Genomic DNA, 4,930 nt, shown 5'->3' with positions numbered 1-4,930 from the left:
ATCTGATTGACCAGTATTTTTACTGTCGCCAGAAAGCAGGAGAGAACAATATTAATACGGTAAATATCTCAAGCCGCCCGACCATCATCAATAATATAAGAACCCACTTTCCAAGATAAGGTAAGTGTGCAAAATTATCAGTAGGACCAAATTCACCCCATCCAGGACCGATGTTTCCTATTGAAGCTATACTTGCCCCAATTGACGACATAATATCATACCCAAACAGGCTAATAATGAACGCACCGAGGGCAAATATGAAAATATAAAGAATAAAGAAGCTCAGTACCGTCCGCTGAATATTTTGGCTGATCGCCTGATCTCCAATTCGAACCGGGAGAATAGCTTTGGGGTGCATGATCTGTTTGATCTCACGACCGGTATTTCGAATCAGTATCATCCATCGCACCATCTTAATTCCCCCACCGGTTGAACCTGCACATCCTCCGGAGAAAAAGAGTAAGAAAAGGAAAAATGCCCCTACGGTATTCCATACTTCATAGTTGTCTGTTCCAAATCCTGTTGTTGTTAAAATTGATAACACCTGGAATGCCCCATATCTGAGCGCATCCAAAATGGGATATTCATCTAGCAGCCAGAGAGAACCGGAAACAATAAAGATGCCCAGCATTGCAACAAGGGTGTAAAAGCGAATTTCCCGATTGGCAAAAAAGGATTTGTAGTCACCTCTTATCAACCTAAAATGCATGGCAAAGTTGACCCCTGCAATAAACATAAAAATGATAATGACCCAGTCAATATATGCTGAATCGAAGGCTTCGATACTGGCATTTTTTGTGGAAAAACCACCTGTTGCCATCGTCGAAAAAGCATGATTTATAGCCTCGAACCAATCCATGGCCGGATGAACCCAAAGCAATAAGAATTGGGCAAATGTAAACGCTACATACACACCCCACAGTAATTTCGCCGTTTCCTGAACACGCGGAGTAAGCTTATCGGCAGTTGGTCCGGGTGATTCGGCTTGAAAAAGCTGCATTCCGCCAATCCCAAGTAATGGTAAAATGGCCAGCGATAAAACGATAATGCCCATACCGCCAAGCCAGTGAGCCAGCGACCTCCATAAAAGAAAGCTTTTGGGAATTTCTTCTATCTGAGGATTACTAAAACCACTGGATGTTTCACCTCCTAATATAGTAGAACCGGTAGTGGTGAGGGCGCTCATGGTCTCAAATACAGCATCTGTAAATGAGGGAAGCACTCCCGCTATTACAAAAGGAAGTGCTCCAACTAAAGAGAGTGAAAGCCAGGTTAAGCTGACGATCAAAAAACCTTCCCGCATTCTAAGTTCCTGATCGGTCTGAAAGAAATACCAAAGCAGGCCTCCCGCTAAAAAAGCAATGCCAGCTGAAATCAAAAAAGCCTGATAATTTCCTTCTGAATAGATCAGGTCCACAACTAATGGAATAAGTAAAGCAAAACCCAGAAAGAATATAAAAGCTCCTAACACTCCGAGGGTCTGGAGGAAATTTATATTGGCTTTTGGCCTGGAACTATTTGAGACTAATGCCATTATTGAAATAGCCTTGTTACTTTATCGATGGCATTGGGTAAGCAGAATACAATGACCCGATCTTTGGGTTTAATTTGGGTTTCCCCGGTGGCGATCTCAACTTCATTATCACAAAGAATACCTCCGATCAGGCAGCCATCCGGTAATTTTAACTTTTTGATGGGTTTCTCTGTCACTTTTGATCCTTCACTGGCTTCCAATTCTATAACTTCCGCTTTAATCCCTCTGAGTTCTGCAACTGAAACAACATTACCCTGCCGAACATAGCGGTGAATTTCGTTCGATGCAGAGCTCTTTTTGTTGATAATAGCATCCAAACCTATCGTTTGTGCCATCGGGATAAAATCCGGTTTGGAGACCAGGGACACTGTTTTTTTAACTTCAAGATGCTTGGCCATTAAACACGAAATGATATTGGATTCCTCGTCATCGGTAACGGCAATAAAAGCATCCATTTCATTGATGCCCTCCGTTACAAGTAAGTCGGGGTCAGTGGGATTGCCATGCAATACCATAACATCTTTCATTTCTATAGCCAATTCCTCAGCGGTATCATAATCAGGCTCAATTAGCTTAATGGACCAATTCTTGGTTTCATCTTCACATAAGATCCTAGCCAACATGGCTCCCACTGAAGAACCGCCGGCTATCATAACCGAATTTAAAACGGTTTCTTTTTTGCCGGTTGTTTTAATGAGTGCATTTATATCCTTTGTAGCCGCTAATACGAATATCTGATCGTAACTTTGAATTTTGACAGAGCCGCCTGGTATGATGGTCCTGCCCCGTCTGCCAATTGCTACAACCCTAAACGTTAAATTGGAATATGATTCTGCATATTCATTAAGACTCTTCCCAATTAGCGGAGAATCTTTTTCCAGCCGAATACCGATAAGCTGCATTCTGCCTTCCGCAAGATTTATCACATCGCTTGCCGAAGAACGTTTTAACAATTGAGCAATTTCTTCAGCTGCACTTAATTCGGGATGAATCATCACATCAATTCCAAGATCCGACGGCGACAGTGGTGATTCTTTATCTGTCAATTCATTACTGCGGATCCTTGAAATGACCATTTTTGCCCCGAGCCGTTTCCCTAACATTCCCGAGATCATATTCACTTCATCAATGCTTGTAACGGAAATAAGAATATCTGCCTCTCCTGCTTTGGCCTTTACAAGATCTTTAACAGACGTGGCGTTGCCTTCCACAGTAAGCACATCCAAAGAATCGGAAACTCTGGAAAGGGGAGCTTTTTCCCGATCCAAGACAATTACATCGTGTTTTTCAGATGACAGAATGTTGGCCAGATCATATCCTATCTCTCCGGCTCCAATTATTGTAATTTTCAATTGAGTTGATCCATTTTTAAAATGCGTACAATTATAGGGTAATTTAGAAAGAAGTAAAAGGAATTCTAATTAATATAAAATGCTAATTATCACGTTTTTAACCTTCCTTGATGTATTAATAGAAGGTTGGCGGGAACCCGTGGATATTATATACTCTAAAATTATATATGGAATCACTCTTTGCGAATTAAAGCAACAGCTTCCAGAATGATCCATATCGTAAATCCGAGTATAATGGCTCCAAAAATAAACAGGAGCATGTTCGAGTCCGTTGATCCCCATCCCGACCAATCGAAGATCACTTGCTCGGTCATAGCCCAAAGTGTCATGATCATTAAAAACACCATTGGTATTAATGTATAAACAATGGAACGGCCCTGCCGTTTCAGCCAGATGGTAACTAGCAACAAACTGATCCCGGCCAATAACTGATTTGACGTTCCAAATAACGGCCACAGTAAGTATCCGCCGGAACCTAGTCCGTGAGGTCCTTGGGGCAACAATACCAAAGCAGCACTTGCTCCCACGGCTATCAAGGTAGAAGTATGTACTTTCGTTAGAGGTTTGAACTTGTATTCTTCCCCAAGTTCATTGAGGATATAGCGCATCAATCGAACGGAAGTATCCAATGTAGTGGCTGCAAAGCTAATCACAATGACTGCAATAATGGTTTTAGCCACTTCCAGCGGGATAAGCAAAGCCGTAGCAAGCTGGGCAGCTCCTTCCACAAAAATATTCAATCCCACGGCGCCGGCTTCTGAAAAGGAATGATATACATCCATAAATTCACCGGTGGTATTGAAATAAGTGACAACGGCAACGATGGTGATCAAAGCCAAAGAACCCTCACCGATCGCTCCTAAATATCCTACAAAACGAGCATCTGTTTCCTTATCCAGCTGTTTAGCGGTGGTTCCGGATGAGACCAATCCATGAAATCCCGAAATAGCTCCACATGCAATGGTGATGAAAAGCAGCGGAAACCAGCTTACATCCGTAGCTTCCACATTGGTAGTAGGTGCAGTGATCTCCGGATTGCTGATAAATAATCCCAGATATAAAATTCCCAAGCCCAACACCAGCTGATAGGCGTTAATAAGATCTCTAGGCTGAAGCAATTTCCAAACCGGAAGCGTGGACGCGAAATACACATATATCATTAAAACAGCGATCCACACAAAAAATGCCATTTCAATTCCCGTTAATCCAAATAGCACCGTATTTTCGGCTCCCCCGAAATACTGCACCAGGTCAATTTGCAGCACCGGTATATAACTGGCGATGATGGCTGTGAAGTACATCACAAAAAGAACAATGACGGAAGGGACCACCATGTTTCCCGTCTTTTTATAGGAACGAACCCCGATCCAGATAGCTAACGGAATTTGAATGAATATAGATAGCACCGTTGCCGGAAAATTGATGAAAAGGTTCGATATCACCCAGGCAAAAACGGCATTCACCATTAGAACGAGTATCAAAATAATGAACAGGAAAAGGAGTTTGGCCCGATGGCCTACTAATTTATTAGCTAAGGTACCTACTGACTGTCCTTTGTGCCGAACCGATAAGACCATGGTTCCGAAATCATGAACTCCTGCTGCAAAGATGGTTCCAAAAACCACCCACAGCATCGCCGGTAGCCAGCCCCAGTATACTGCTATGGCCGGACCAACGATGGGTGCGGCGCCTGCTATGGAAGTAAAATGATGTCCCAGTAGAACGAATTTATTAGCGGGAACATAATCCACATCATCCTTGAACTCATGGGCCGGAGTCATGTAATCCGGATTCAGCTGATAGATCTTTTCGGCGAGGAATTTGGAGTAGTATCGATATCCAATAAAGAAAAGAAAGAGCGATAAGGCAGCGACCCAGCTTGCTTGCATAAACTTATTCCGTTTTATTTTTGGTGAACTCCAACAAACTGCGCTTTAATTACTATTTTTCATTTTGTGATGCAAGTTACTTGTACCGCACTAACTCTAAAATGAGAGTGGTTTTGGTAAAGCAAACGAGCCCTATACTTCGACCTCTCCAAACC

General features: G+C 42.6%; 3 protein-coding genes. All 3 read right to left on the bottom strand.

Annotated features, from left to right (window positions below):
• Window positions 1–19: 19 nt before the first annotated feature.
• On the bottom strand, window positions 20–1,534 hold the full coding sequence (locus VFM80_RS13185; RefSeq protein ID WP_395072425.1) for a TrkH family potassium uptake protein: 1,515 nt from the start codon (window positions 1,532–1,534) through the stop codon (window positions 20–22).
• Entirely contained in the window at window positions 1,534–2,886 is a 1,353-nt protein-coding gene (trkA, locus tag VFM80_RS13180; protein WP_395072423.1) for a Trk system potassium transporter TrkA, read from the bottom strand. The genes VFM80_RS13185 and trkA overlap by 1 nt, the downstream gene beginning before the upstream one ends.
• Before the next feature lie 173 nt (window positions 2,887–3,059).
• A complete protein-coding gene (locus tag VFM80_RS13175) occupies window positions 3,060–4,775 on the bottom strand; it encodes a carbon starvation CstA family protein (protein WP_395072421.1) in 1,716 nt (571 codons plus the stop codon).
• Window positions 4,776–4,930 lie beyond the last annotated feature (155 nt).

The organism is Gracilimonas sp. (assembly GCF_035704785.1).
GTDB lineage: Bacteria > Bacteroidota > Rhodothermia > Balneolales > Balneolaceae > Gracilimonas.
The sequence above is the reverse complement of the archived record's forward strand: the minus strand, read 5'-3'. Positions and strand labels throughout refer to the sequence as shown.

Coding starts and splice junctions, on each gene's coding strand:
- VFM80_RS13185 (WP_395072425.1), bottom strand. CDS start 1,534: ATGGCATTAGTCTCAAATAGTTCCAGGCCAAAAGCCAATATAAATTTC.
- VFM80_RS13175 (WP_395072421.1), bottom strand. CDS start 4,775: ATGCAAGCAAGCTGGGTCGCTGCCTTATCGCTCTTTCTTTTCTTTATT.